Below are 26599 nucleotides of genomic sequence, written 5' to 3'. Positions count from 1 at the left end.
GTGAGCAAACAAAGATTTTAACCAATTAAAGAAAGAGAGTATTCCGCCATGAGATTACCAGCCAGAATAGCGCTGCTTTTCATCCTCTTCTTTTCCGCAGACCTATGTTTTTCCTATGTGCAGAAAGAACTGAGGCTGCAAACGGCATTACAGGAAAGAGATATACCAAGCGATCTTCATCCGCTCGTTAAACAGAATGCGCAGTTATTGCAGACGGCCGCACTGAAAAAAGGCATCACCGTCGTTATCACAGAGGGTTTCAGATCAATTGAGGAACAAAACGAATTGTACCGTCAAGGACGTTCAAAAAAAGGAAACATCGTCACCTACGCAAAAGGCGGAGAATCATACCACAATTACGGCCTTGCCATCGACTTCGCCCTGCAGAAAAAGGATGGCAGCCTGATTTGGGATATGACGTACGACGGAAACCGAAACGGCACGCCCGATTGGCTTGAGGTCGTATCGATTGCCAAAACGCTCGGTTTTGATTGGGGAGGCGATTGGAGAGGCTTTAAAGATTATCCTCATTTACAAATGATCCCTGGCTAATAAAACCTTTTCTTTTTTCGCTTTTGCGCATCAATATACGGAGGATATACAGGCCTGTACACAAGCTTATACCCTTCACTGCCGGACGGCGTAAAATCGCGCTGCCATTCCAGCTGCAGATGGAAATCAGATAAAAAAGCGGCCTTTGCTTCTTCAAGGGTAACGGCCGGCACCGGATTGATCCGCTCCAGCTGCTCCGGATCAATATCAGGCGCCATGTAAGCTTCCACAAGCCCGGTTACGGGACTGACAATGATCCTCGCAGCGCCGAAACGGAGCGGAATATCCCGATACCATACGGAAAAATGGAAGCGGAACCGTCCCCTGCCGTCCGTTTTCAGCGGATTCATTTTAAAAAACTCGTCCGCTCTCGGATAAAGCTTGTATAAAAACTGAAGTGCGACTTCCTCACACTCTTCTGCTGAATAAACGGCCGGGCCCGCATGCTCAATAAAAGATTTAAAGGCCGTCATTTTCCCTGTCTTTTTGTCCGTTTTCATCTTCATTGTATTTTTGTTGCTGCTTTCAAAATAGCTTTCTATACTCAAATCTTTCCGTTCCGGAACTGACCCTTTCCGCCATGTCGTTCCGATCTCATCTCCGAGGCCGCGGCGGCGTGTCTGAATCATATCCGCGGTAAACCCCATCAATTCATAGATACTGGCTTCCCCTTTATATTTAAGCGCGGGAAGCGGTTTTGCCGGTTCGTTTCTGTCTTCGCAAAGCGGCTGATCCGGAACGATTTCATCTTCTCCGGCAGGATAGCTGTAGGCCGGCAGGATCGGTTCATAGACGAGACGCGGCGTTTTCTCAAAATTGACAACGTCATAGACGAGACTGAATGACAGCCCGCTCATATAATGCGAGATCACTTTCTCCTGATCGACGAATGTTTCCGGGACGGGCGCTTCACCCCTATCCCCATAATAGATAAACTGCACGACGAAGCCGCTCTCGGTTACATCAACGAAAAAACCCGAATCGGGAAGCGGCCTGCCGAACACTTTTTTTGTATAGTTAAAACGGATGCACCCATTGCGTTCTTCCCTCGCCTGAAAAGTGAAGTTCATAAAAGTTAGCGGGCGGTGTCTGGCCGCAAACCGAAGAGCCGTCAGCTTTAATTCGGCATCTGACAGCTGAATGTCTGAATCCGGACGGTCATTGCGCGAATATGCAAGCAAAGATCCGTCGCCGCCCAGCTCAATCGTTACCGTTTTGTCCGGATGGTTGCGATCTTTCCATATATAATAGGCTCTCGTTTTTTGTTTTTCATCAAAATCTTCTATTTCAAGCTCATAGTGCGGCGGTATGTTCCCGATCTCCAGCGCTTTTTTTCTCAGATGTTCTTTCAGCAATGGGGTCATCCTTTCAGAAGAGTGTATAAAAAAGAACTGTTTTTTATTATATAAAAACGTCCTTATCCTTTTAAAGGGAAGAAAGTGCCTTTTATGTGTCTATTTTTAGCAAAGAGGGAAAACAGCCGTATTCAGAGCGGCTGTTTTTCATACAAATGGCACACTTCCCGCGAAAGCCCCGGGACGAATGCCTATGCCCTTCAGCCTATTAAACTCATAATCGCTTCTCCCGTATGAGCCTCAATAAACCGCGGGAAAACCGGCTTGTATACGAGCCTGTACACTTTTCGGCAGCTGTCGTCATCGTAACAGCGATCCCAAGCGAGCGCGGCTTTGATATTCCGGCGGATCGCGTCCTTCGCCTCTTCCATTGTCAATGAAGGAACCGGATCGATATGATCAAGCTCTTTCGGATCAATTTCCGGCGGCATATATACAGTGACAAGACCCGTCATTTTGCTGACACAGATTCTCCCCTCTCCGAATCGCAAATCAACGCCGCCCGAACAAGCCTTATATGTAAGTCCCACGTTTTCTCCTTCATCATCCGGCTCATCATATTGAACCCGGAAATACTGATCCGCTTCCGGAAACATGGCAAATAAAAAGCGGATGGCCATGTGATGGCATTCTTCCTCGGAAAACTCCGGTTCGCCTTCACTTTGTATAAATGACATCACCCCGGTGAGCCGGCCCGATTCTTTATCATACCTTGTTTTCAATACATGTTCACTCCGCTCTTTGAACAGACTTTCTATGCTTTTATCTTCCCGTACGGATTTTGTTTTTTCAGAACGCCACGCTATGCCGATACTGCCCTCTCCAAGATCGCTTTCCCTCTCTTTATAAAAACCGTCATGCAGCCCGATCATGTCATTGATGCTCATCTTTTCCGCTTCAGGTGCAGGGTGTGAAATCGGGACATACGGACGCGTGTCGTCTTCCAGCTCTTCATACTCTTCTATTTCTTTATTCTCTTCCTTCAGGTCAGCCGATATCGGCCGCGTCGGAGACACGATTTCATAGACGAGATGGGGCTTGTCATCCCCCTGCACATAGACGGACTGATGCAGTACGGTGAACAATAGCTCTGCTTCTATTTGTTTGACAAAGTGAGCCAATGCATCCTGCTTGTCCGCAATTGTCCCGGGTCTTAACAGCTCATCCGCCCTCCCATAATAAGAAAAGCCGGTTACCTCCCCTGTCACAGCCAGGTCGATGTAAAAACCGGTCATCGGAAGCGGCAGACCGTCAGCCATCTGAACATAGGAATATCTTACATCACCATCATTTACGGAGCTTTTTTTCTCCCATTCGAACTCAGCCAATGCCCCCGGACGGTGGGTTTCTGCAAACGCCCGCATCCGTTCTTCTATGTCCGATTCCGAAAGAGGCGGCAGATCAGTCCGAAAAGCCGGACGGGATAAGGATTTCGGTTTTCCGTCCCCGTCCAATTCGACCATGATGCCGGCTTCCGGATCATTCTTGTCTTCCCACCAAAACAGAACCTCATCTTCCTGGTATTCTTCCACCTTACTCTCGTAGCCTGCAGGTACGTTTCCGATTCTGAGAGCCAGCTGTTTCAATTCTTCTTTTTTCATCATAACACTTCCTTTTCTTCCAAAAAGATTAATGATTACCAAGACTCTTTTAAACAAATCTAGTATAATTAACCTGCCTTTATTCATGACTATTGAATCAACCATTACAACAACAGGGGGTTAACCAGATGTCCATCAAAAAAATGAGCGCCGTGTTTTTCATTTTGCTTCTCACGGCATTTACTGCCGCATGCAGCAGCGAAACGAGCAGCGGCCAGGAAAGCGGCACGGCGAAAGTGAATATAAAAGATACGGCGTGGGCCGCTTCAGACGATACCGAACATCCGGCCGCGCTTAAAGTAACGGTCACTGTCAAAAATACGGGCAAAGACCCGCTTACCGTCAAAAGCAGCGACTTCTCGCTTTACCAGGATGACGCGAAAACAGCGGCGGCCGATAAGGAAGACCAGATGCAGAGCGGCACGCTTCATGCGGGCAAGACAGTGACGGGCAACCTGTACTTCACGGCTGACGAAGGCAAATCATATGAATTGGTATATCAGCCGCAGACAAAAGACGCGAAGCCTTTATCTTATAAACTGAAAGTCAAAGGCACAGCCTCAAAAGCAAAACCTGAACCGGCGGACGCATTATCCGCATACATTGATGTGATGCTGTACGGCAAGCACAATAAAGATTTCACCCGCCTGACCGGTGTAAATGAAAAAATGACGGCCGCCGCCTATCAGGAATCAGCGAAAGCCAGCTTTATCGCTTCAGCAGGCATTTCACAGGAGCAGGCGGATTCAAAAGCCATTTCCGCTATTATTGACGCCATGTCATCAGCGCTGCGGGATAATACAGAGCTCAAGGTGCATACCAAATCCATGTCAGGCAAAAAAGCCGTCCTTGAAGCCAATGTGACGCCGCTTGATATGTCTCCGCTTGCGGGCCGGCTGCAAGACCGCGTGCAAGACTATGCCGGAAAGCACCCCGATGCTGATGAAAACGAAATTGTCAGCCACCTGCTTTCTGTCTACCCAGAAGAGTTTATGCGCCTGAAACCGGCTTCTTCTTCAGTGACAAAAGAAATTGAAATGAAGAAAAACTCCCGCGGCCAGTGGTATCTGGATACAGATGCCGATCTGGAAGGATTGACGGAAGCGTTTTTGAAAACGTCCTGACAACAAGAAAGGAAATAGCGCAGGCTATTTCCTTTTTTTATTTTCACTTAAAGATATCACTGATATATTGAACTTCGTCCTCGGTTAACTGCACATCAAGCGCGTCCAGATTGTGTTTCAGCTGGCCGGGGCGTTTGGCTCCGGGAATGATCGCATCCACCGCAGGCTGTGACAGAAGCCACGCGAGTGCGATATGCGCTGTCTGCACGCCTTTTTCTTCAGCAACGGCCCGCATCTTATCCACTCTCTCCAGGTTTTGGTGAAAAGCTTCTCCCTGAAACGGCGGCCTGTTCTTTCGGCTGTCCTCAAAGACTGTGTCTTTTGTAAACTTTCCCGTCAGCAAGCCGGAAGCAAGCGGAAAATAAGGAATAAAGGAAATGCCGTTCTTTTCACAGTAAGGCAGCAGATCGCGCTCCGCCTCACGCTGAATCAGTGAATATTCCGACTGAAAAACCTCTAAATAGCCGTCCGCGTTAAACTCCTGCAGTTGTCCGAAGCTGAGATTGGACGCGCCGATTGCTCTGATTTTCCCTTCGTCCTTCAGTTCTTTTAACGTACCCGCCACCTCGGACAGCGGTGTTTTTCCGTCAGGGAAGTGAACGTAGTACAGATCAATCACATCTGTTTTCAGCCGCTTCAGGCTTTTTTCCGCCTCACTTCGAAGAAATTCACGGCTGTTGTCCAGTTCGATCTGCCCGTTGACTTCTTTGGGCGCGCCCTTTGAGGCAATGACGAGGCTGTCCCGCACGCCGCGCTCTGCGACAACTTCACCGATTAACTCTTCTGACCGCCCCAAACCGTATATAAACGCCGTATCAATAAAATTGACGCCGCCATCCAATGCTGTGCGGATGAGTTCTTTTCCCGTTTCATCATTGAGATTAGGAAACAGATTATGTCCTCCGACCGCATTTGCGCCAAAACCGATACGCTTTACCCGTAAATCCGTCCTGCCCAGCGTACGTGTTTCCTCCATGGCTCAGGTCCCCTTCCTTTTATACCTCTGTTTAGTATTAGATAGACGGTAAGAATTATCCTGCCTGAGAGCCTATCTACAGAAAAAACCTTGAAAAGCGTTTGCCCTTCAAGGTTTTTTTGCCGTGTATTAAGATGTCAGAGCTGCGGCGAAGCGTTCGGCTTCATCCGTGAGAGCACCCTCGATTTCCTTATAGCGGCTGGAAATCGTTGAGGCGCTGACGCCGTACTTCTTCGCCAGCTTCGCTTGAGAAACGGACGCGCCGTTCAGAGAAATGCTGTTCACATAATATTCGACCGCCGCCGCGAAAGCTTCCGGCTTTCTGATCGTCGGTGCTTTTTTGACACAGAACGTTTTCCACAGATCAATAACGGCCGGAACCAGCTCAGCCGGGTATTCATCCCCGCTCAGGCCTTTTTCAATGGCGTCTGCCGTTTCCTTCTCCATGTCGTTGGCCCACTCTGTCTGTTTTTCTTCAGCAGCCTGCTCAGGCTCTTCCGCAGTTCCTAAAAGAGCGGCCAGCACAGTGTCGAAGTTTTCCTCCATAAAGCGCTCAGGCGATTTTCCTTCCGCAAGGGCCGGGGCCGCCGCTTTTTTCACTTTGCTGATCAAAGCTTCAGTCCGCTTCACAGGGAAGATCGTAAATTGCATGAAGAACTCCGCTTTTTCCGCTTCGTGGATCGGATAGCCGAGAATCAGGCTTCCCTCCGGCGGAAGATCCTGCTGGCTGACGTCCATTTCCACTTTGAATTGTTTTTTCGTCATCACATCTTCAAAGTGAATCATTCCTTCTTTCACATCTTCAAGCACCATAACCGCTGGTGTCATGCTTTTCCATGATTCAACGATTTCTCGTGTTTTCGGACGGTTGATGCCGCCGGCTTTTTTCTGAAGGTATTCTTCAAAAATCGTCTTGCCGCCTGCCAGCGGTCGGAAGAAAATGCCCCAGATGCCGAGGTTGAAGACTCCGATGTCTTTTGTCTGTCTGTCCAGCTCCGCAATGAACTCGTGCTGGTTAATAAATGATGATATGCCGTCTCTATGTGCTGTAAAGGCGTACTCCATTAGGCTTTCCTGAATCTGTTTCGCTTCTTTTGCCGCGATGTCTGCCGGAATGGCAGCTGCTTTACTTCCGCAGCATTTTTTATATTTCTTCCCGCTGCCGCATGGGCAAGGGGCATTTCTTTTCACTTTTCCCACAATAAACCCTCCGAATTCTGATATAACTTTATTATTTTAACAAAAATAACTTCAGAGGGCTTGGTTTACGGCTAAAAAAGAATTTGGAAGAAAAAAAGGCCCCGGGAGATTCTCTTTCTCCGGGGCTTTGAAACGGTTAATTTGTATTTTGTCCGCCGCCGTTCAGACCTTCTTTAATCAGCCCGTTTACTTGGCTGTTCATTAAAAGTCCGATGTGCCCGACACCGTGAATCTGCACGTTTTTCCCGCCGATCAGCCGTGACAGCGGGTTCATGACGATTAAGTCCGCTGAGCTGTAAATCGATGTATACAAAATCTTTTGGTTCGGATCAGTTCCCGGAAGCGCTCTGTTGGTCACAAGACCGTTCGCTCCGCCGAGTGTGACGACGTTTGCGATTTTGTCCCCGCCGTCAAGATTTTTAATGTAATAGAGCGTGTTGGCGCCGCCCATGCTGTGCGCGACGATATCGACTTTTTTCGCGCCTGTTTCGCTGAGCACTTTTTTCACGTAATTTGACAGTCTCGGTGCATTGTGTCTGTTGTTTCCGGTTTTGTCCAGAAAATCAATGGCGTACATCTCATTTCTTGACCAGCCTTGGGATGCCAAGTACGTTTTGATTCCCGCGAAATTAAAGGACGCCCCGCCGATTCCGTGGACCATGACAACCGGGTTATGCTCTGAGGAGGCTTTCGATACGGTCGGCTGGAAGGCAAATACGGAAATGACGGACAGCATGCAGACTGTAAGAATCGCTAGGATTTTGCTTTTGATTTGTTTCATGAACTTTCCTCCTGTTATGTAATTTTTTGCAATTTTCATTCTATTAGAGAAGAAAAGGAAAAAATAGAGTATTTTTTCCTGTTTTCAACAATTGAAAAAGAGGCGGAAAAATGAGGAAGACGCCCCTTTCCCGAAAGCACACTTATACTTTAATACGGCAAACAAAAAAAGGAGAGAACACCTGGTTCTCTTCTCCTAGTACTCATTGAAATAGGTTTGAATCCGCTTAGGGTCATGCGTTTTTGTCAGCGCGAGCATCAGCAGAATCCGCGCTTTTTGAGGGTTGAGAGAGTTTGAAGCTGTCAGATGGTCTTTTTCATACTCTCGATTAGGTGTTACCGCCCCGTTTCCCGTCCTTGTGGAGCGGACGACCGCCAGCCCGCTTTTGACCGACTTTACGGCGCCTTTCAGCGCCGCATCAGACATTGAGCCGTTTCCGGGGCCTGCAAAAATAATGCCTTGCGCTCCTGATTTTGCGGCGGCTTCAAAGAGATAGCTTCCGTCATTTTGATAGCCGTATATAATATCGACCTGCGGCAGTTTATCAAGTTTATCGATCTGGAAATCTGTATCTTTCGTATGCTTTCGGGTCATGATGTTATTAAAATAGATGTCATCAGCAATCGTACCGATATAACCCATTTCTTCCGATTTGAATGTGTCGGTCGCGGTTGTATTGGTTTTTGTCACATATCGCGCCGAAGCAATTCTGTCATTTAATACGACAAGCGTCCCCTTGCCTTTCGCATCAGGCGCAGCCGCGGTTTTTACCGCGTTATATAAGTTGGACGGCCCGTCAGCTCCGATCGCCGTGGACGGCCTCATTGACCCGGCGACCACGACGGGTTTGTCACTTTTGACCGTCAGATTGAGAAAATAGGCGGTTTCCTCAAGTGTATCTGTTCCATGTGTAATGACAATGCCGTCTGTATCATCAGACTTGAGCAGCTTGTTTACCCGTTTTGAAAGTTTCAGCAGGGTCTCGTTATTCATATTCTGGCTGCCGATATTCACAATCTGTTCTCCGCTGACATGCGCGATCTCCTTCATCTCAGGAACGGCCTGAATCAGGGCATCAACTCCGATTGCCCCTGCGGTGTACTCCGTGGCGGACGTCTTTGAAGGAGCAGCGCCTGCAATTGTGCCGCCGGTGGCAAGAATTTTAATATTCGGCAGTCCGTCTTTTTTTGCTGAGGCTGCGGCTGCCATCTGGTGCGGTGTTTCTTTCGCCTGAGGAGATTGGGAGCAGCCGGCCGCTATGAAGAATAGAGCCGTGATAAATGTAATGAATGGCATGAATTGTTTTTTCATTCTTTTCTCTCCTTTTCTTTATTTATGAAGATTTCCCTCTCATCGGTCAACGCGCTTGTCAGGCAATCTTCCGAAGAAAATAACTGTAAAAATCCTTGACACCGTCATGGGAAATCAAGATAATAGACCAGTCACTATATGTTAAATTTGTCATCAATCAGTAAGGTGGGAACATTATGAGTTATGGAGATTCTCGTGAAAAAATCCTCGCTGCGGCAACCAGGCTGTTTCAGCTTCAGGGGTATTACGGCACGGGACTGAATCAGATCATTAAAGAAAGCGGCGCGCCGAAAGGTTCTCTTTACTATCATTTTCCGGACGGCAAAGAGCAGCTCGCCATTGAGGCTGTCAAAGAAATGAGCCATTATATCCGTATGAAAATAAAAGAAAGCCTTGATGCCTATCCTGACCCTGCGGAAAGCATTCAAGCGTTTTTACAGGACTTATCAAGCCAATTCACATGTCCGGAGAATTTTGAAGGGTTTCCTGTCGGTTTACTGGCTGCTGAGACGGCTTTAACGAGCGAAAAGCTCCAGCAGGCCTGTCAATGCGCTTATCAGGAATGGGAGAATCTGTTCGCCGGCAAATTGAGATCAGCCGGTTTTTCCGATGAGAAAGCGGCGGAAATCAGCACTGTTTTAAATGCCATGATAGAAGGCGGCATCATTTTGTCTTTAGCAAAAAAAGACAAAATGCCGATCATCCATATTTCCAAACAAATCCCCAACCTGCTGAAGACATAAAATACAAGAGACATGTTACGTATAGAAAGAGAGGAGAATGTTTTTGGAAAACGCTCAGCCTTCCAAACAATATAAAGTTATGCCGATCATGATTTCTTTGCTGATGGCAGGATTTATCGGCATGTTCAGTGAAACGGCGCTGAATATTGCCCTGACCGACCTGATGAAGGAGCTGCATATCACTCCCGCGACCGTCCAGTGGCTGACGACGGGCTATCTGCTCGTTCTCGGTATTCTTGTCCCGGTTTCAGGTCTGCTTTTGCAATGGTTTACGACGAGACAGCTGTTTATCGTTTCACTCGCTTTTTCCATTATCGGCACGCTGATTGCAGCGCTTGCACCGAGCTTTCCGTTTCTTTTGGCGGCAAGAATCGTGCAGGCTTTAGGAACCGGACTGCTGCTGCCGCTGATGTTTAATACGATCCTCGTCATCTTCCCGCCGCATAAGCGCGGAGCGGCGATGGGGACGATCGGGCTTGTCATCATGTTCGCTCCTGCGATCGGTCCGACGTTTTCAGGGCTTGTGTTAGAACACTTGAACTGGCATTGGATTTTCTGGATCTCCCTGCCGTTTCTCGTCTTGGCTCTTTTATTCGGCATCGCCTACATGCAGAATGTATCCGACATTACAAAGCCGAAAATTGACGTGCTTTCCATTATTCTGTCTACGATCGGATTCGGCGGCATCGTCTTCGGTTTCAGCAATGCGGGCGAAGGATCAGGCGGCTGGTCAAGCCCGACGGTTATCGGTTCGCTTACTGTCGGTGCGATCGCGCTCATTTTATTCTCCATCAGGCAGCTGAAAATGAAGCAGCCGATGATGAATCTGCGCGCTTTCCGCTATCCGATGTTTATTCTCGGTGTCGTGATTGTATTTATCTGTATGATGGTTATCTTATCAACAATGCTTCTCTTGCCTATGTATTTACAAAGCGGATTGCTGCTGACGGCATTTACGTCCGGACTCATCCTGCTTCCGGGCGGTATTTTAAACGGATTTATGTCTCCGATAACGGGACGTCTGTTTGATAAATACGGACCGAAGTGGCTTGTCATTCCCGGGTTTGTCATCACGGCCACCGTGCTTTCGTTTTTCTCAAACATTAACGGCGCTTCAACGGCGCTTCTGATTGTCGCGCTTCATACATGCCTGATGATCGGAATTTCCATGATCATGATGCCGGCGCAAACGAACGGCTTAAATCAGCTGCCGCCGGAATTTTATCCGGACGGAACAGCCATTATGAATACGCTCCAGCAGATGGCCGGCGCAATCGGCACTGCGGTGGCAGTCAGCATCATGGCTGCCGGCCAGAAGAATTATATGAGCACCGCGAAAAACCCGAATGATCCTTCCGCATACTCTCACGCGCTGATTGCGGGCGTCCAGCACGCCTTTATCTTCGCGATGATTGTCGCCGTTATCGGTCTGATCAGCGCTTTCTTTATGAAACGGGTCAAAGTGAATCACTCATAAGAAAACAGCAGACTCCCCGCGGGTCTGCTGTTTTTTATATCATGAGCGCTTCAGCCAATTCATCAATCGCACAGATAAGGTCATCGGCCGTGTTATAGAAATGAGGCGCCAGCCGGATGAGTTGTCCGCTGGGTGCGCATATGATGTTTTTTCGCTTCAAAAGCGCAGCGGTCTCCGCCGCTTTTTCATCCCGTATAGAAATCATGCCGGGTCTGTCATCGGCAGACGGGGGGCCTGTGAGAGTCAGTCCTTTTTCAGAAGCGTATTCATACGCAAATGCGCTGAGTTTTTTTACTTCCCGATGAATGCGGTCTGTGCCGACATCGTTTAAAAGGGATAAAGCCGCCTGTGCCGCATATATGCTGATAAATGCCGGAGTTCCGGTTTCAAAGCGTTTGGCTCCGTCCGCATAAGAAAAACGGGTCAAATCCAGCATCGACTCCCGCTGCTGTCCGAACCACCCGGTGACCTTCGGCTTCAGCCGTTCGGCAAGTTCCTTTCTGACATAGAGAAACGCTATTCCCGGTATGCCGAGCATATACTTCCTCGCGCCCGCGGCGAGCATATCAACTCCCCATTCTTTTACATCAATCGGGATGTGCCCAGCCGATTGATAAGCATCGACAAAAAGAAGCGATCCCTTCTTTGCGGATATCTCGGCAATGCGCTTCATATCCTGGACAAAACCGGATGTATAGGACACATGCGGAACACAGGTGATACGCGTCTGCTCCGTGATATACGTCTCATAACGCTCTAACGGGATCATTCCTTCTTCAGACGGGATGACTGAAAGCTCCATCCCAGTCTGCGCCTTCAGAATGTGGGCGATTGCCGGAAAATCCAATTCCGTATACACCGCCTGCTTCTTTCGGCAATCCGGTAAAGCTGAGACGACGGCAGAGGCGGCAGCCGTTACTGAAGGTAAAATGGCGATTTCTTCAGGCTTAGCGCCGATTAATTTCGCAAATTCACACCTTGCCTGCTCCGTGCGGCCCATGGCTTCATCCCAGTTTCCGCCGTTCTGAAGCAGGCTTTCCTGGTAGTCATTGATCGCTTTTGAAACCGGCCGGGCAAGAGCGCTTTGGGCGCAGCTGGCGAGCATCGTATGTGTGCGGAGCGCCGGAAATAAAGATCGGTATGGCACCAAAGACGAATTCAAGGCATGTTTCCCCCTTCGGCAGGAATATATGTCCATTATAGAGTATGGTAAAAAGAAAAGGAGGGTTTTTGATGGAGAAAAAAGTATTGCTGACAGGCTTTGACCCCTTCGGCGGGGAAACGGTCAATCCTTCATGGGAAGCGGTCAAACGGCTGGACGGTGCCGCTGAAGGCCCCGCTGCTATCGTATCTGAACAAGTGCCGACCGTTTTTTATAAGTCCCTTGCCGTGCTGCGGGAGGCAATCAAGAAACATCAGCCCGACATTATCATCTGTGCCGGACAGGCAGGCGGCAGAATGCAGGTCACGCCGGAACGGGTCGCGATCAACCTGAATGAGGCGCGCATACCGGATAACGAAGGGAATCAGCCTGTCGGGGAAGACATTTCTCAAAGCGGTCCCGCGGCCTACTGGACCGGCCTTCCGATCAAACGGATCGTTGAAGAAATAAAAAAGGAAGGCATTCCCGCGGCTGTATCCTACACGGCGGGGACGTTTGTATGCAATCATCTCTTTTACGGGCTGATGGATGAAATCAGCCGCCATCATCCGCACATCCGGGGCGGGTTTATTCACATCCCTTACATTCCGGAGCAAACCTTGCAGAAGTCCGCGCCGAGCCTCAGCCTGGATCACATCACTAAAGCGCTCAAAATCGCCGCGGTGACCGCCGCGGCGCATGAGGACGATATTGAAACCGGCGGAGGCGAGCTTCACTAAGCGGCAGACGCCGCCTCGGCCCATTTCTTCTTTCGGTAAACGATACGGGACAGCGTCACACTGATTTCATAGAGGACGAGCAGCGGAATCATGACGAGAAAGTCAGACATAAAATCCGGCGGCGTAATCAGCACCGAGACGACGATCAGCACGAAATACGAAAGCTTCCTCGCCTTTGCCAGCCGGGATGGGTTCACAATCCCGATCCGCGTCAGAAACATGACGGCCAGAGGCATTTCAAACAAAAACCCGAACGGCAATGTCATGTTAAGCATAAAAGTAAAATACTTGTCCGCCGTAAATACTATGTCAAAATGGCCGGCGGATAATTGTGTTAAAAATCCGAGCACAATCGGAAACAGTACAAAATACCCGAAGGAAATTCCGATAATAAACAAAACCGAAAGCCCCGGAATGTAAAGCAAAGCGGCGCGGCGTTCAAACGGGGTCAAAGCCGGCGCCGTAAAACGCCAGAGCTGAAAGGCCGCAACCGGAATCGCTGCCGTAATGGCGCATATTCCCGCAATCATCATATACACCCATAAAATCTCGCTCGGCCCTAAAACGGCCAGCCTTCCATGCAAATCCTTGATCAGCCAGTCATAAATATCCTGCACAAACCAGCATGCGCCGATAAAAAACACGAGAAAGGCGATAACGGTTTTAATGAGACGCTGCCGGACTTCCTCTAAATGCCCGATCAAGTGGGTTTCTTTTTTATCCAATCGTACATCCTCCTTATATCAAAGAAGGGGCAGAAACGGATCTCTGCCCCCGTGTCAGGATTCAGCCTGCCGTTTTGTCTTTCTCAGCCGTCTGCTTGTCCGGCTCTTCATTTGAGACCAGTGTTTTTGCGGCGCTTTTAAATTCAAGCAGCGTGCGGCCGGCGGCACGGCCGATTTCCGGAAGCTTTGAAGGCCCGAAAATGATCAAAGCGATGACAAAAATTAAGATTAACCCGGGAATGCCGATATTTGAAAACATAAGTATGCCCCCTTATTGTGAAATTTTGGCCCGTTTCTTTCTCATTTGCTTTTCATGCGCACTGTTATGAGCGAAGAAACGATCCTCTTCCACCTCATTTGACTGCTTTAATCCGCCTGCAACCGCTGCCTGTGAGACCTTCCGAATCCCCGTCTGGTCTTTTTGATAAATGAATGAAGCCCGCGTGGAAACCTCAGCCCCCGGCTCCGTCACATAAGGCACCACTCTGTAATCCGCCCTCCATTGGGCAGGCGTCACCGTACAGCGGACATAGCCCCGGTAGTCGTTAAAAAACTTAATATGCGGGTTTTGTTTTAAGATTTGATCCGTATCCGCCCGTTTATCCGCCCCGTTTCCTCCCGATGTGATAGAAGTCCCGACGAATTCGGCTCCGAAGATCTTTGAATTCGTTTGATTAAAATCGGTATGCAGGTTTGACGCCCAGTTTGCATGAACATCACCCGTCAGCACGATGACATTGTTCAGGTTTTGGCTTTTTATAAAATTGATGACCCGCTCCCGCTGCACCGGGTAGCCGTCCCATGAATCCATGCTGAATATCGGCTTGTCGGTTGTTCCGAAATTCCATTGCGCGAAAAAGATTTGCTGGGCCAGCACATTCCACTTCGCTTTTGAAGCGGCTAAGTTGTCGAAGAGCCATTGCTCCTGCTCTGTCCCCATCAATGTGCGCTTCGGATCTCTCCACTCATCAGAAGGCGGTTTGTTCCCGTCGCCGTTGGCCTGATCATCTCTGTACTGTCTTGTATCAAGCACATTGAACGACGCTAAATTGCCATAAGAAAATTGCCTGTACAGCCGCATATCAGGGCCGTTCGGGAGCGACATGCGTCTGAGCGGCATGTGTTCATAATAAGCCTGATAAGCCGCAGCCCTTCTGAGCACAAACGCTTCAACTGATTGGCCTTTTTCGGGAATGACATTGGCATAATTGTTCTCCACCTCATGATCGTCCCAAGTCACGACCCACGGAAATGCGGCGTGGGCGGCTTTCAGATTGGCATCTGAGCGGTATTGGGCGTGACGGTTGCGGTAATCTGACAGCGTGTATACTTCGGCGCTGCTGTGCGTCCTGACATTCCCCGTCTTTGCCACATATTCGTTCGGCCCGTATTCATAAATGTAATCTCCGAGATGGAATACGAGATCAAGCTTTTCCTTCGCCATATGTTTATATGCCGTATAATAGCCGTGTTCATACTGCTGGCATGAGGCAAACGCAAACGTCATGGCGGATACGTCAGCGCCGGGAGCGGGCAGCGTTTTCGTCCGGCCGACGGGGCTGAGCTCATGCCCGCTTTTAAACCGGTAATAGTACACTTTATTGGGCTTAAGCCCGTCCGCTTCAACATGGACGGAGTGTCCGAGATTCGGTTTAGCCATTTCCGTTCCGCGTTTGACGACATGGCGGAAATGTTCATCAGTGGCGATTTCCCATTTAACCGGAACGGCCTGATTCGGCATTCCTCCCCCATTCAGCGGGTCCGGGGCAAGACGTGTCCAGAGAATAACGCTGTCAGACAGCGGATCACCGGAGGCCACGCCGAGGGTGAACGGATAGTTTGAAAATGTCGGAGCGGCATTCACTTCAAACGCGCCGATGGATTGCGCGATCGCCAGCCCGAGGGAAAGGCCTGCGATTTTCCCGGCGCCCTGTATAAATGCGCGGCGGTCAAACGTATTGTTTTGAAAGCTTTTGTTCTCCAATTCCTTGATCCATTCATCTAAACGGCCGTCATGTGTCATGTCAGTTCCCCTTTCGTCTCATTGATCGCCCCCATTATAGAAAAGAAATGTTAAACCGTTATGAAGAAGTGTGAAGGATTTGTAAGGGGGGAAAGTGAACGGCGGGAGACATTTTTCACATTGTTTCGACAAATCTTTCCCGTCCGGGAGAAAACCCCCTCTGTTTCTGTTTGGCTTTTCACCCGTCAAGCGCACTTTGTTCCTATTTTTCTTCACAAGAAATTCAAAAACACCGTTCATTCTGAGAACGGTGCTCCGGGATTAAAATGTATTGTACACGTTTTCGCACGTTTCCCCTGTCGGCTGATAGAAGCAGTGGGATTTGAATCTGGCGACAAACGGCTGATTGTACCATGTCGGCGGGCAGTTTCCCGGCGGCTTAAAATACCACAGGCTGAATTTAGCCGGCCAAAACCGTTCTCCGCTAATATTACGTCGGGCAAGCCTCCGCTCAGATTCGCGCGGCCTTTGGTAAAAATATCCGTGAGTCACCGCTTCAAACGCGTGCGGCTGAAACACCATCTGCCTGATGGTGCGCAGGCCTTTAAAATCAGAACAATTCGCCCGCACCCGATTGATTCCTACATTGCCGACCAAAAGCATTCCCTGCTTTCCTTCGCCTTCCGCTTCCGCCCTGAGCAGCCTTGCCATTAGATCGACATCGGCGCTCGACGCTTTTACGACTGCCATCATGACACCTCCCGTTTTTCTCCCTTCATCATATTCAGCCGCGGCCCAGTGATGACAGCCAAAAGCCAGAAAACAAATGTTCACAAAAAAAGGTTTATATTTCACGGGATGAGGAAACATACTAACATGATTTCCATAAGGAGGAATTCGCATGGAACATATTAAAGCGCTTGCCATTAAAGGCATCATGACCATCATCATTCTGTATCTCGTACTCGGCTTAGGTTTTCGCTTTACATTCGGCGACGTGTTGCTGATGACCATTGTGTTGGGAGCTGTTTCCTACTTTACGGGCGATCTGTACGTGCTGCCGAGATGGAATAATATCACGGCGGCGTCCGCTGATTTCGGAATCGCGTTTCTTGTTGTCTGGCTGATGGGAATGCCGCTGTCCATGGGCATTTCAGGAGGAAGACTGGCGTTTGCCGCTCTTATTTCCGCCATCATCATCGCGGTCGGAGAATATTTTTTCCATATTTATCTGATGAGAAAAGACTTGGGCGGGTCCCGATTTTTAGAGCCTCGGTCCGAATAACGCAAAAAAGGCCGGATAACAGCCCCCTTAAAGGGGGCTTTTTATTTGTAAAGGTATAAACGCTTTATACATCTTGATATAACTGATAAACCCTTTTCAGCCTTTCTTCAAGCTGTTCAAAATGAACAAAGCGGGCTTCTCTCAGAAACTCAGTCCCATCAATGAACAAAAGAAGCACGGGGACAGTGAAGACTGAAAATCTGCCGGCAACCTCTTCTGCCTCGTCAGCATTGATATGCCCCAATTTGATATTCGGAAACTGATCCAATACCTTTCTGAGCTGCGGCAGAACAGCGTGACATACTGTACAGGCGGGTCTTGAAATGTAGATAAAACTGAATTGATGCTGTTTAATAAAATTCTCGATAGAATCTAATGAATGTAAGTCTGTCAGCTCTTTCATCAAAACCCTCCTTCAAATCGGCTCGTCTTTCATGACCAAGCCCATCAATACTCGTACATTCACTATACACATTTATATTGAACATATCCGCTTTTTTGCTATTCAGAGCACCTTAACGTTGTGCTTGAAAAATAAAAGAACAGTTACCGCTTTTCAGTAACTGTTCTTAGATCCTTATATTAAAAATGCAAAGCGTAAGCTCCTGAACCGATGAGTGCAACTCCGATGGAAACTGCAATCAGCACCAAGTTATATTCAAAGCCGCCGGCACCGTTCGCAAACCCTTTCGCTCCATGGACTTTTACGATGGCACCTAACATGATGATTGTTATGATAGCAGCTCCAAGCGGGAGGAATACACCTAAAATAAATAAAATTCCGCTTGCGAGTTCCCCGAGACCTGATAAAGCGGCCGCGGCATTGCCTGGTTTAACTCCAATTGACTCGAACCATTGTCCGGTTCCTTTAATCCCGTATCCGCCAAACCAGCCGAATAATTTTTGTGATCCATAAAACAGAAACACCACACCAATCATGATTCGAATAAGTAATAGTCCTACATCTTCCATTTTTATCTCTCCTTATTTTTCATATTATATGATGTGCTGCAATGCAGCTTGTTTACCAACAGCCGCTTCCAGCAAACATCTGTTAAATGTATGTCTCTTTCTTTTTCTTCATGCGTCAGCAGTCATTAAGACTAATCTAGTTCCCTTACTTCAAACGGCAGCAGCCCTTGTTCAATTTGTGCCCGGTGCGGTTCATACTGCTCAGGGAGCATCAATTTCCCGCCCATTGTTTCTTGTGACTCATCATGGGCAAAGCCCGGCGGATCAGTTGCGATCTCAAATAAGATTTCCCCATGTTCTCTGAAGTAAACCGCATTAAAATAGTTTCTATCCTGAACAGGAGTTACACCATATCCGTGCGCAGCAATGAATCTTTGCCAATCTAATTGATCTTCATCATCCTGAGCCCGCCAAGCGATGTGATGGACCGTGCCGACACCCATTTGTCCGCGGCCGATAGGCGTTAATTTCAGATCAATCACATTTCCGATATCACCGGCAGAACGATAACGAACGAAGTCTCCTTCTTTGCCGACTCGCTCAAGCCCCATGATGTTTTCTAACAATTCACCTGTTTTTTCAGGCTGTGCTGATAACAGGGTTGCACCGCCAAAGCCTTTAATGGCAACATCCGGGGTTACATCTCCGAAAGTCCACGTATTGGCGTCCCCTGCTTCTCTTTCCACGATTTCTAAATGCAGGCCATGCGGGTCATCAAATTCTATATATTGTTCTCCAAAACGCTCGATTTTGGTGTATGGCACGTTGAACTTTTCAAGTCTCTTTTCCCAAAATGCCATGGCACCTCTCGGCACGACGTAAGATGTCACGCCGACCTGTCCGTCTCCAATGATGCCTTGACGGGCGCCCGCCCACGGAAAGAATGTGATGATTGTTCCCGGCTTCCCGCCTTCATCCCCAAAATAAAGGTGATACGTAGCCGGATCATCAAAATTGACCGTTTGCTTGACCAATCGCAGCCCCAGCACTCCAGCGTAGAAATCAGCATTCTCTTGAGGATGACCGACAATTGCTGTAATATGATGGATTCCCAGCGTTTTTTTAGCCATTTTTATCTGCCCCTTTACAAATAGTTAAATATACTCCACAAACTCATTCACAGGCTTTCGGTAGCCGCGCGGCCTTCTGCTTTCTGTTTTTTCTTTCCCGATTGTAATCATCATGACAACCTCAAATTGATCATCTATATTCAAAATCTCTTTCACGGCTTCAGCATCAAACCCGATCATCGGACAGGTGTCCCAGCCTTTTTCCTTAGCACTCAGCATAAACATCATCGCAGAAAGTGAAGCATTTCTTATCGCCTCATCTCTCTTAAATGGTTCTCCCCTGTTTTCATAAAACGAAACGGTGTCTTGAACCATGTGATCATACTCTTGTTTATTTAATACCCCCAGCATCTTCAACCCTTCATAGATGTCAGCCGCTTGCTGATATGCCTGCTTATCCCCTAAAACCAAAAGAACCGCTGATGAGCTAAACACTTTATATTGTCCGTTTGCGGCCTGCTTCAGCTTTTCTTTTACATCCGGGTCAAGAACCGTCACATATTTTGTATGCTGCAAATTAAAAGCTGATGGAGCCAACGCAACCAATTCAAACATTTCGTTGAGTTCATCTCTTGTGATTGGATGATCTGGTAGAAAGTTGCTTGCAGATCTTCTTTCATTCACCAGCTGTACAAATTCAGCCATTTCTCTCGCACTCCCTTTTATCTCGAATTCGAGATATCATCGTATAAAAAATCAAATAACATATGAACAAAAAACGAAACGTTCTTTTCAGTGATCTTTTCGTGATTCAAACGATCGGCAGGTTCTTATCCTGCACTCTAATTAAATTATCTTGAATTAAAATATCTTGACTTCGAGATAATAATAAAGGATAAATACTTAAATGTCAACAGTTCATTTTTAAATTCAGCGCCATTTTGTCTATGTACTGTTTAGCCCTGCTCCAACTTTTTTTCTGTCACCTTATTTATTAGTAAACAGGAAAAAACCTTGCTATAGACCCACTCGAAACTGAATTGGTATGATAAGCAAAGTGATTACACAAGAAAGGATACGGAGAGCGAATCAAAAGCGCTCCTCTTTTTTTGCGCAGTTTTATAGGAGGACAAAATGACAAGTGAAAGAGAACAAATAAGCAAAAAGGTCGCTTTGATTGCATTGATAGCCAATCTGATCTTAATGGCAGGAAAGATCTTTTTTGGACTGATAGGCAATAGTGAAGCCGTTTTTGCCGACGGTATACACTCTGCAGCGGATGTCGTGGCTTCGATTGCTGTCCTGGCCGTCATCGGCATTTCTAATAAGCCGCCCGATCAAGACCATCCTTTCGGGCATGGCAAAGCTGAGGTCATCAGCGAAGCAATTGTAGGAATCATATTAGTGCTCGTTTCCGTGTATATTCTAATAGAAGCGATTTCGTCCTTTGTTGAAGGTCCAAGCGTTCCGCAATACAGCGCATTGTTTGCGGCTCTGATATCCTACGCGGCTAAGCAGATCTTATATCGTTATTCGATCAAACAAGGAGAAAAATGGAACAGTAAAGCGATTATAGCGATTGCATACGATCATAAAGGCGATATCGTTGCCTCTCTTGCCGCTTTTATCGGCGTCCTATTGGCGATTATCGGGAACACACGCGGATGGTCCTATCTGTTGTACGCCGATGCAATTGCCAGTGTCATCGTGGCATACCTCATTTTTAAGATTTCAATGGAATTAATCAGGCCGTCTGTTGACGTTCTCATGGAAAAAAGTGTCGATCCCGAGCTGATAGAGGAATATAAAGCGGTTATTTTGCATTGTCCTCAAGTCAAACGGCTCGATAAAATCAGAGCGAGAGAACACGGACACTATAAATTGCTTGATGTCCGGTTATCTTTGGATCATGATTTGACGATTAAGCAGGGACACGATATAGCCCGCGAAATCCGAAATGAAATCAAAAGACACTTTTCAGATGTTGAAGAAGTGCTCATTCATGTGAATCCTTATTTTGAAGAATGAAAAAGCAGCTTGTAGAGAAAATGATGTTTCTCTACAAGCTTTTTTCTTTTGTGCTGTTTCTTTCCATATTCATTTGATTTCAGGTGCAGAAAAAGCACTCCCGCATGCCTGGCCTTGCTTAGCTGGGTATGTGGCAACTTTTCAACGATGAAAAAGATTATGTTTTATATCAATTTTTCGAAGCAAATGATCCTCTTCGACGAGTTGGTCAAGCAGAACGAATGAATTTCTTGTGTGGAACATGAGAAAGACACCGTTCTTTTCAGTCTTTCTTTTATTTTATGACAGGATATTTTAAGGGAAAAATAAAGACTGTCGAGATTTTCTCGACAGCCTGAAGGCCGGATAACGGCCTTTTTCGTTTGATTTCACTGATCAAGATGCTTTTTGATAAAATACAGCAGCGTGTTTCCCTGAGCCGTCAAAATGACTCCCTTCGCGCCGCACTTCGGGCAGGGCGCGCCTTCCTTCTCCGCCCCGGTTCCTTCACAATGCGGACAGGTGAGTTCAAGATCGTCGGTGGCGATCACCATGAATATCCCTCCTTTTTTGATTGTTTGTCCGTCTCCAGTCACTTTCCATGGCCATCACCTCCTTAACGATACAAAAAAACCCCGTCCATCAAAGGACGAGGTTTTCGCGGTGCCACCTTTATTAACGGCTGTAAAGCCTTCACTCAAAAAGTACAGAAACACACGGTTTCAATACCCCTTTCTTGATAACGGGGAAAGAATCCCGGCACCGCCTACTGTCATTTCAGCGCAGCAATTCAGAAGCCCATTCGGCACCGGACGGGGATCGGTTCACAGCGGCCACCGACTCTCTGAACCCCGCGCGCTGATGCGTACTTACTCTTCCTCAGCATTGTTCATCCGTTCTATGATTTTAAAATGTATCATACGCTGTCTTCCGGCCGAAGTCAATAACCTTTCGAATCGGACAGGCCGAGCATTTCCCGCGCCATTTGCATATGTTCTTCTTGCCCCGTTTGAAGCGCGAACTTCGCTGTTTCCACAGGATAGGCGGCCTGCCATTCTGTTACATGCTCCTGCATTTTCGGCCAGACGCGTCCGCCTTCAGCCTCGTAGCTCTTCATCAAACGTTTCGTTTCTTTTTCTCCTAATATCATTTGATAAAGAACAAAATCCTTGGCCGGATCGGCAACCTTTGCCTCCGTCCAATCGAGGAGACCCGTCACACGCTGATTTTCGCCGATCAAAATATGCGGAGGATGCAAGTCTCCATGGATCAGCGCGGAAAAATCAGGCCAGTACGAGCTGTCATTAATCCATGTTTGCCATCTTTGCCAAAGCTGTTCTGAGACCCCGATTTCTTTTTTTATATGATCCATTGATTCCGCCGCCCTTTGCCTGACGTCATCCGGTTTTATGATTTCGATTCCGGATCTGGAGGCCGCATCCGGGTCTGCTCCGTGCAGCTCGGCTAATGCCGCGGCAAGCGAGCCGACAAAACCGTCTGAAGGCGGCTCGTGTTCCATGTTCCAGACATACTGTTTCTTATCCAGATCAATTGCGGCAGCGGGTTTTCCGTCCAGTTTCGGATAAGCGATCAGTTCCGGTGTATGAACCCGCCAATCGGGCACTGATACCGCGGCATGGCTGCGGAGAAACGCGAGAACATCGCTTTCTGCAGCCGCTCTTTCGATAACATCGGGACGGCGCGGCTTTCGGAGCACCCATGTCACGCCGCTGTCATCTTCAGCAAATACGACTTGGAAGTCCATACCCGTTTCATTTATGTCCGCCCCTTCATATTTTAACCGTAAGCCATTTTCCTTTGCGATGTTCAGAACGGATTCTATTTCCCTTTGTTTTGTCATCTTGTTTCCCCATTTCCCTTATTTACTGACACAGAGCTTCGCCTGAGGCGGAGGAGAAAGAGATATGTGAAGACGCCAAAAAGAGGGCGGCATAATCGCCGCCCCCTCACTATTATGTCAGGTTCCTTATTCAGGCAGACAATCCCGGTTTCCTCCGCACTCAAGGCAGAGACTTTGACACTATTTCATTAGTGCGAAAACCGGAATTTGATCAGCCATCAGGATCCCTCCGTTCCTTCTTAGTTAACATTATTTTACACAAAGACCTTATATAAGTAAACCCCATTTATCAGCTTACCTGCTCCCTCCGCTGACAAACTTCGATCCTTCGCGTAAATCTTTCGCCTCCAAAAAGAAGACGTGAATAAATTTTTTCATATTCACTTTAACCGGAGAAAGCGGAACGGTTTCTTTCGCCTGCATTTCTTTCATTCTCTTGCTGACAGCAGGGAAATCAAAGAATTTCGAGGCGTAATATTCAAATTTGGGGTTTGAAAAATCAGTTGTGCCCAATGAGGCGAAATGGTTTAACGAATGAATGATCGCTCTTCTGATCCGCTGTTCGGAGGCTTTTGTCTCCCTGCTGATGTCTGCTTCCGACGCCGCCGGTCCCAGTTTCCGCAGCGCGACGTTTGTAAACACACGCTTCAGCGACGGAACGCTTTTTTGCGCCTGCTCATCCTCAAATAAAAAATGCAGCACGGCCATCAGGTCGTGCGCGCCGCTTTCTCCCACAATCCCTAGTTCTGATAACAGAAATTTCCCGGTCTCTTTCACGGATTTTTCGCAGGATTTAAAAGAGCGGCTTTGCTGCGGTTCATTGCGCTGAACAAGCCGTCTTAGCGAATTTTGGATGTCGCCGATCGAGGTTTCCAGTTCGATCCGCTCTTTCACTTTTCGGAGCACGGTGATGATTTCAATTTTGTTGATCGGTTTGTGGATAAAATATTCAATACCGAGAGAATAGGCTTCTCCCACCATTTCCTTCGCTTCCACCTGGGATATCATCACCGTTTTTCCGGTGTACGAATCCTGAAGATGCCGTATCGTCTCAATCCCGTCCCGCCCCGGCATCAGCAGGTCAATTAATAAAATATCGACTTGTTTAAAATGGAGATAATGCCCTTCAATCTGGCTTCCGTCCTCCGCCTCGCCGACGACTTCGCCTAAGTCCTCATCTTCAATGATCTGTCTTAAAATGGAACGGATCGCCCGGTCATCATCAGCTATAAAAAAGCGCATTATGAACTCACCCTTTCTGCAATTAAATGCCTCACCGGCAGCTTAATCGTAAATATGACGCCTTTTGGCTTGTTGTGAAAGGAGATGCCGCCTTCAAGTTCGGTTACGATTTCCTTCACGTATGAAAGCCCGATGCCCGTTGAAGGTGTGCCGAATTCATCGTATTTGGACGTAAATCCGGGATCATAGATTACCTCTCCGATTTTTTCCGGAATGCCGGGACCGTCATCTTCCGCCTGAAATTCGGCCATCTCCCCCTCCGCCCTGCGCAGCGTGAGGCGGATCTCACCTCTGTCCCCCATGGCCTCTACGGCATTGGCGGTCAGGTTATTCAAGATCGACAGGACGGTAAAGACGTGATAATCGGGATGATCTCCTTCAATCACGCTCCGGAACTGAATATCCTTGCCTAAAGATTCGGCGTATTTTTCATTGATTCGGATGACAATTCCGATCAGAGCGGCGGCATCCATGTAATCCCGGAATCTCTCATTTGAAATCAGCTTCGACAGGCCGGCGAATATCCGCTGATTGTCTTTTTTCACTTCATGGATTTCTCCCGCAAGGCGCAGCATTCGGCTTCCGAGCTCCCGGTCGTTCCCGCTCATTTCCCGATACAGCTGATAGGATTCTTTCGTCACATGCTCCGTCGTTTTCAGCGTTTTTTTCAAATGAATCGTTTCTTCGTATAAGTTAGACACAATCATCAGCATGTGCTCGTGCTGCTTTCTCGTTTGCTTTTCCCTGACCTGGGATTCGTGCAGCTTCATCACGTTGAAAAAACTCAGCACAATAAATGTGTGAGAAATGGCGATGACCGCAATATCTGCCAGTTTGTCCGGCATCATAATCAGCCGGCCTCCTGAAAACTGAACCGCCATTTCAACGGTGTCGGAAGCGATTTCAATAAGAAAGCCGAGGAATCCGATCATGAGCGGCCGATCCCGAAAGAACCTGACCCTCAGCACATAAAACAAGCAGGCATATGTAAAGTAAAAAAAGAAACTGGGATATTGGCTGAAAAAAGCCTCCGTAAAGCCGGCATGCTCTCCTCCCCAGCACGACAGGCCGATCCGGAATGCCACAACGGCTGCACCTGTCAACAGCCCTGACAATACTGCCGGCACATGCCGCAGCAGCAGCAGAAAAAAGAAAAAAGCCGGGGCGCCGAAGCTGATCCGGTACACCTCATTCAGGGGGTAAAATTTCAGTTCCCCCGCCAGCGGCACGGTGATCAGCATAAGAGCGAATAAATAGCCGTCTTTTTTTAGTAAATAGTCGAGCCTGATCACAATCACTTCCTTCTTCTATCTATTTTGAATAAGACCGAGTGAGTCCGCAAATTTCTTTAGACCCGTATGGCGGGACGCTCCTGCTGATTTATAAATCTATCGGCTTATTTTAAGAATGATTTTGTCGTATTTTATATGATTCTGTAGATGTCATTATACATTAACATGGAACACGCTATATTTGAAAACGTTTTCCAAGACCGATTTCCGCTTGCGGACAGGCTTGTAATAGAGGAGGAATGTTATGAAAGATATGGTCAGAGAGCGCCTTGAAAAAGAGGAACTGGCTTCACTTTTACAAGATTGGGTCGAACATTACCGACCGTTTTCCGTCAATGGAAAAAGCGCAAATTATATCCCCGCCCTCGGAGAAATCAACGACTCTCAGCTGGGCATTTGCATATTAGAGCCGGATGGCTCAATGATTCATGCCGGTGAATGGAATGTGCCGTTCACATTGCAGAGCATCTCAAAAGTCATCAGCTTTATTGCCGCCTGCATGTCCAGAGGCATACCTTATGTGCTCGATCGTGTCGACGTGGAGCCGACAGGTGATGCGTTTAATTCTATCATCCGGCTTGAAATCCATAAACCCGGGAAGCCCTTCAACCCGATGATCAATGCCGGCGCCATTACCGTCGCCTCGCTTCTACCCGGTGAAACGGCGCATGAGAAATTGGAATATCTCTTTTCCGTTTTTGAAAAATTGATAGGAAAACGGCCTCACATACACGAGGAGGTCTTCCGCTCTGAATGGCAGACCGCACACCGAAACAGAGCGCTCGCCTACTATTTAAAAGAAACGAACTTTCTCGAGGCGGATGTCGAAGAAACGCTTGAAGTGTATTTAAAGCAATGCGCCATGGAGGGGACAACCGAGGACATCGCTTTGATCGGATTGATTCTTGCGCATGACGGCTACCATCCGATCCGCCGGGAACAGGTCATTCCGAAAGATGTCGCAAAACTCGCCAAAGCCCTGATGCTGACGTGCGGGATGTACAATGCGTCAGGCAAATATGCGGCTTTCGTCGGCGTCCCGGCCAAAAGCGGGGTATCCGGCGGCATTATGGCATTGGTTCCCCCAAGCGCCAGAAGAGAACAGCCTTTTCATAACGGCTGCGGCATCGGCATTTACGGTCCGGCCATTGATGAATATGGCAACAGCCTGACCGGCGGCATGCTGCTGAAACATATCGCACAGGAGTGGGAGCTCAGTATTTTTTAATCAAACGAACCAA

General features: G+C 47.9%; 27 protein-coding genes and 1 other annotated feature. Of the genes, 8 read left to right on the top strand and 19 right to left on the bottom strand.

The window, feature by feature from the left end:
• Positions 1 to 48: 48 nt before the first annotated feature.
• On the top strand, positions 49 to 552 hold the full coding sequence (locus tag AADZ70_RS16435) for a M15 family metallopeptidase (RefSeq protein ID WP_016936845.1): 504 nt from the start codon (positions 49 to 51) through the stop codon (positions 550 to 552).
• Here the strand turns inward: AADZ70_RS16435 and AADZ70_RS16430 are convergent.
• Together AADZ70_RS16430 and AADZ70_RS16425 are read right to left on the bottom strand one after the other, a co-directional pair.
• Complete coding sequence (locus tag AADZ70_RS16430; RefSeq protein ID WP_099744974.1) at positions 549 to 1907, bottom strand: YcdB/YcdC domain-containing protein; 1359 nt, start codon at positions 1905 to 1907, stop codon at positions 549 to 551. The genes AADZ70_RS16435 and AADZ70_RS16430 overlap by 4 nt on opposite strands.
• A gap of 200 nt (positions 1908 to 2107) precedes the next feature.
• The gene (locus AADZ70_RS16425; RefSeq protein ID WP_342007334.1) at positions 2108 to 3508 is read right to left on the bottom strand and encodes a YcdB/YcdC domain-containing protein; all 1401 of its coding nucleotides are present in this window, start codon (positions 3506 to 3508) and stop codon (positions 2108 to 2110) included.
• A gap of 128 nt (positions 3509 to 3636) precedes the next feature.
• Between AADZ70_RS16425 and AADZ70_RS16420 the strand changes: the two genes are divergently transcribed.
• Entirely contained in the window at positions 3637 to 4632 is a 996-nt protein-coding gene (locus AADZ70_RS16420; RefSeq protein ID WP_342007333.1) for a DUF5105 domain-containing protein, read from the top strand.
• Between the two features lie 43 nt (positions 4633 to 4675).
• Here the strand turns inward: AADZ70_RS16420 and AADZ70_RS16415 are convergent, their stop codons facing one another.
• From AADZ70_RS16415 to AADZ70_RS16400, 4 genes are all read right to left on the bottom strand, one after another.
• The gene (locus AADZ70_RS16415; protein ID WP_188154720.1) at positions 4676 to 5608 is read right to left on the bottom strand and encodes an aldo/keto reductase; all 933 of its coding nucleotides are present in this window, start codon (positions 5606 to 5608) and stop codon (positions 4676 to 4678) included.
• A 129-nt stretch (positions 5609 to 5737) separates the two neighbouring features.
• On the bottom strand, positions 5738 to 6808 hold the full coding sequence (locus AADZ70_RS16410; protein WP_016936850.1) for a helix-turn-helix domain-containing protein: 1071 nt from the start codon (positions 6806 to 6808) through the stop codon (positions 5738 to 5740).
• A 136-nt stretch (positions 6809 to 6944) separates the two neighbouring features.
• The gene (locus tag AADZ70_RS16405; RefSeq protein WP_016936851.1) at positions 6945 to 7589 is read right to left on the bottom strand and encodes a triacylglycerol lipase; all 645 of its coding nucleotides are present in this window, start codon (positions 7587 to 7589) and stop codon (positions 6945 to 6947) included.
• Positions 7590 to 7784: 195 nt separating this feature from the next.
• A complete protein-coding gene (locus tag AADZ70_RS16400) occupies positions 7785 to 8900 on the bottom strand; it encodes a type II asparaginase (protein ID WP_342007332.1) in 1116 nt (371 codons plus the stop codon).
• Positions 8901 to 9076: 176 nt separating this feature from the next.
• On the opposite strand from AADZ70_RS16400, the gene AADZ70_RS16395 reads away from it, so the two are divergent.
• Complete coding sequence (locus AADZ70_RS16395) at positions 9077 to 9643, top strand: TetR/AcrR family transcriptional regulator (RefSeq protein ID WP_016936853.1); 567 nt, start codon at positions 9077 to 9079, stop codon at positions 9641 to 9643.
• A gap of 37 nt (positions 9644 to 9680) precedes the next feature.
• Positions 9681 to 11120 carry a lincomycin efflux MFS transporter Lmr(B) gene (lmr(B), locus tag AADZ70_RS16390; RefSeq protein ID WP_032864767.1) on the top strand — a complete coding sequence of 480 codons (1440 nt, stop codon included), beginning with the start codon at positions 9681 to 9683 and terminating at the stop codon, positions 11118 to 11120.
• Between the two features lie 34 nt (positions 11121 to 11154).
• Here lmr(B) and AADZ70_RS16385 read toward each other — a convergent pair whose 3' ends face one another.
• A complete protein-coding gene (locus AADZ70_RS16385) occupies positions 11155 to 12282 on the bottom strand; it encodes an aminotransferase class V-fold PLP-dependent enzyme (protein WP_342007331.1) in 1128 nt (375 codons plus the stop codon).
• Positions 12283 to 12353: 71 nt separating this feature from the next.
• Between AADZ70_RS16385 and pcp the strand changes: the two genes are divergently transcribed.
• Positions 12354 to 13001, top strand: a complete 648-nt coding sequence (gene pcp / locus AADZ70_RS16380) for a pyroglutamyl-peptidase I (RefSeq protein WP_045926304.1) — start codon at positions 12354 to 12356, stop codon at positions 12999 to 13001.
• On the opposite strand, the gene tatC is transcribed toward pcp, so the two are convergent.
• The 4 genes from tatC to AADZ70_RS16360 form a co-directional block, all read right to left on the bottom strand.
• Positions 12998 to 13726, bottom strand: a complete 729-nt coding sequence (tatC, locus tag AADZ70_RS16375) for a twin-arginine translocase subunit TatC (RefSeq protein ID WP_049627833.1) — start codon at positions 13724 to 13726, stop codon at positions 12998 to 13000. The two genes, pcp and tatC, sit on opposite strands and share 4 nt — an antisense overlap.
• A gap of 61 nt (positions 13727 to 13787) precedes the next feature.
• A complete protein-coding gene (locus AADZ70_RS16370) occupies positions 13788 to 13985 on the bottom strand; it encodes a twin-arginine translocase TatA/TatE family subunit (RefSeq protein WP_003156681.1) in 198 nt (65 codons plus the stop codon).
• A 12-nt stretch (positions 13986 to 13997) separates the two neighbouring features.
• On the bottom strand, positions 13998 to 15749 hold the full coding sequence (locus AADZ70_RS16365; RefSeq protein ID WP_342007330.1) for an alkaline phosphatase: 1752 nt from the start codon (positions 15747 to 15749) through the stop codon (positions 13998 to 14000).
• A 261-nt stretch (positions 15750 to 16010) separates the two neighbouring features.
• Positions 16011 to 16439: a cell wall hydrolase gene (locus AADZ70_RS16360; RefSeq protein WP_029575244.1), complete on the bottom strand. Its 429-nt coding sequence runs from the start codon at positions 16437 to 16439 to the stop codon at positions 16011 to 16013.
• 151 nt (positions 16440 to 16590) lie between these two features.
• On the opposite strand from AADZ70_RS16360, the gene AADZ70_RS16355 reads away from it, so the two are divergent.
• Positions 16591 to 16974, top strand: a complete 384-nt coding sequence (locus AADZ70_RS16355; protein ID WP_016936861.1) for a DUF2512 family protein — start codon at positions 16591 to 16593, stop codon at positions 16972 to 16974.
• Positions 16975 to 17038: 64 nt separating this feature from the next.
• Here AADZ70_RS16355 and AADZ70_RS16350 read toward each other — a convergent pair whose 3' ends face one another.
• From AADZ70_RS16350 to AADZ70_RS16335, 4 genes are all read right to left on the bottom strand, one after another.
• Positions 17039 to 17377 carry a thioredoxin family protein gene (locus AADZ70_RS16350; protein ID WP_045926308.1) on the bottom strand — a complete coding sequence of 113 codons (339 nt, stop codon included), beginning with the start codon at positions 17375 to 17377 and terminating at the stop codon, positions 17039 to 17041.
• Positions 17378 to 17556: 179 nt separating this feature from the next.
• Positions 17557 to 17946, bottom strand: a complete 390-nt coding sequence (locus tag AADZ70_RS16345) for a DoxX family protein (RefSeq protein ID WP_045926309.1) — start codon at positions 17944 to 17946, stop codon at positions 17557 to 17559.
• Positions 17947 to 18077: 131 nt separating this feature from the next.
• Positions 18078 to 19016 carry a ring-cleaving dioxygenase gene (locus AADZ70_RS16340; RefSeq protein ID WP_045926310.1) on the bottom strand — a complete coding sequence of 313 codons (939 nt, stop codon included), beginning with the start codon at positions 19014 to 19016 and terminating at the stop codon, positions 18078 to 18080.
• A gap of 24 nt (positions 19017 to 19040) precedes the next feature.
• Positions 19041 to 19661: a nitroreductase family protein gene (locus AADZ70_RS16335; RefSeq protein ID WP_045926311.1), complete on the bottom strand. Its 621-nt coding sequence runs from the start codon at positions 19659 to 19661 to the stop codon at positions 19041 to 19043.
• Positions 19662 to 20090: 429 nt separating this feature from the next.
• On the opposite strand from AADZ70_RS16335, the gene AADZ70_RS16330 reads away from it, so the two are divergent.
• Positions 20091 to 20984, top strand: a complete 894-nt coding sequence (locus tag AADZ70_RS16330; RefSeq protein ID WP_198698325.1) for a cation diffusion facilitator family transporter — start codon at positions 20091 to 20093, stop codon at positions 20982 to 20984.
• A 368-nt stretch (positions 20985 to 21352) separates the two neighbouring features.
• Here AADZ70_RS16330 and AADZ70_RS16325 read toward each other — a convergent pair whose 3' ends face one another.
• The 4 genes from AADZ70_RS16325 to AADZ70_RS16310 all read right to left on the bottom strand — a co-directional run bounded on the left by AADZ70_RS16325 (position 21353) and on the right by AADZ70_RS16310 (position 25358).
• Complete coding sequence (locus AADZ70_RS16325) at positions 21353 to 21517, bottom strand: tryptophan RNA-binding attenuator protein inhibitory protein (protein WP_016936867.1); 165 nt, start codon at positions 21515 to 21517, stop codon at positions 21353 to 21355.
• 88 nt (positions 21518 to 21605) lie between these two features.
• Positions 21606 to 21855: a binding site (T-box leader), on the bottom strand.
• Between the two features lie 48 nt (positions 21856 to 21903).
• A complete protein-coding gene (locus tag AADZ70_RS16320; RefSeq protein WP_342007329.1) occupies positions 21904 to 22824 on the bottom strand; it encodes a macrolide 2'-phosphotransferase in 921 nt (306 codons plus the stop codon).
• Positions 22825 to 23118: 294 nt separating this feature from the next.
• Positions 23119 to 24066 carry a DNA-binding domain-containing protein gene (locus tag AADZ70_RS16315; protein ID WP_049627830.1) on the bottom strand — a complete coding sequence of 316 codons (948 nt, stop codon included), beginning with the start codon at positions 24064 to 24066 and terminating at the stop codon, positions 23119 to 23121.
• Entirely contained in the window at positions 24066 to 25358 is a 1293-nt protein-coding gene (locus AADZ70_RS16310; RefSeq protein WP_342007328.1) for a sensor histidine kinase, read from the bottom strand. Before AADZ70_RS16310 ends, AADZ70_RS16315 begins: the two co-directional genes overlap by 1 nt.
• 244 nt (positions 25359 to 25602) lie before the next feature.
• Between AADZ70_RS16310 and AADZ70_RS16305 the strand changes: the two genes are divergently transcribed.
• Positions 25603 to 26586 carry a glutaminase gene (locus AADZ70_RS16305; protein ID WP_064777987.1) on the top strand — a complete coding sequence of 328 codons (984 nt, stop codon included), beginning with the start codon at positions 25603 to 25605 and terminating at the stop codon, positions 26584 to 26586.
• Positions 26587 to 26599 lie beyond the last annotated feature (13 nt).

The organism is Bacillus sp. YBsi01, assembly GCF_038406745.1.
Classification (GTDB): domain Bacteria; phylum Bacillota; class Bacilli; order Bacillales; family Bacillaceae; genus Bacillus; species Bacillus siamensis.
This window is presented reverse-complemented; position numbering and strand designations above follow the sequence as displayed.